2 protein-coding genes are annotated in these 1,157 nt (G+C 29.0%); one reads left to right on the top strand and one right to left on the bottom strand.

Features of this window, described 5'->3' with window-relative positions:
* On the top strand, nucleotides 1-546 hold a 546-nt coding region (locus QM481_RS24780), incomplete at its 5' end, for a restriction endonuclease subunit S (RefSeq protein WP_283383788.1).
* Nucleotides 547-602: 56 nt separating this feature from the next.
* Here the strand turns inward: QM481_RS24780 and QM481_RS24775 are convergent.
* Nucleotides 603-1,157 (bottom strand): restriction endonuclease subunit S (locus QM481_RS24775; RefSeq protein WP_283383787.1); only part of this gene is annotated, 555 nt, incomplete at its 5' end.

Raw genomic sequence — 1,157 nt, 5'->3', positions numbered from 1 at the left:
ACAAAAGAATTAAATGAAGTAATGTCTGTTCCTACAAAATTAAAAGCAACAAATATTGACAAGAATAGATTACTTACTGTAAAACTTCATTTAAAAGGGGTTTTAAAAAATGAGAATACTAATGCCTTATTATTAGGAGCAACCAATTATTTTATCCGAAAAAAAGGACAATTTATTTACGGAAAACAAAATCTGTTCAATGGTGCTTTTGGTATAATTTCTGATGAATTTGATGGCTTTTTATCTTCTGGAGACATTCCTTCTTTAGATATAAACCACTCAAAAGTAAATGCTACATATATTTTGTCTTTTTTAGGGAGAAAAGAATTCTACAAACAGTTAGAAGATTTGGCAACTGGTTCTGGAAGCAAAAGAATACACGAAAATACACTATTAGGCATCAAAATTGACTTTCCAACAATAGAAGAACAGAATAAAATCGCAAGTATCCTTTCATCCATCAGTACAAAAATTGATATTGAAGCTCAGCTTTTGCAAAAACTAGAAGAACAGAAAAAGTTTTTACTACAAAATCTTTTTGTTTAAAGTTTGCCGTTACTAGCAAGAATATGAAAAATATCATATTCTTGCTAGTAAGCTTTTTAAATAAACATTTGCTGTAGTAGGTATTTTTTCTGCTTTTCTAATTTTTGCAAAAGCTGGTTCTCAATATCAACTTTTGTATCTAAATATGAAAAGAGTTTAGCTATCTTTTGTTGCTCAGTAAAACAAGGTAATGATATATGTTCATTAGCTACAATTTCAGAATTCAAGTTTATCTGCGTTCCTGGTTGCCCGTATTTATACCAATTTAGTTCAATGAAATCTAAATAATAATATAGATACTCTTTGTTTACTAGAAGATTTTCGAAAACAACAAAGCCATCGTGAATACAAACATTAAATTTTGTATAAATAGGTTTCCCAATAGTTGCACAAATACTCATAATAATATTATCCTTTTGAACCAAACGACTTTTTAAAACTCCCTCATTAGATAAGTATTGTTCTGTTTTCTCAAGATATTTATTTGACTTTGTAACATCAGAAATCCTAACCCAACCTATCCTAGAATTCTCATCAAACCATTTAGAGTCTGATATTGGTCTTGGAGAGGCTCCTCTTTTTATATCTGCTATTTCTCCTAATTTTCTTTC

Source organism: Flectobacillus rivi, from assembly GCF_030056655.1.
Lineage (GTDB): Bacteria > Bacteroidota > Bacteroidia > Cytophagales > Spirosomataceae > Flectobacillus > Flectobacillus rivi.
This window is presented reverse-complemented; position numbering and strand designations above follow the sequence as displayed.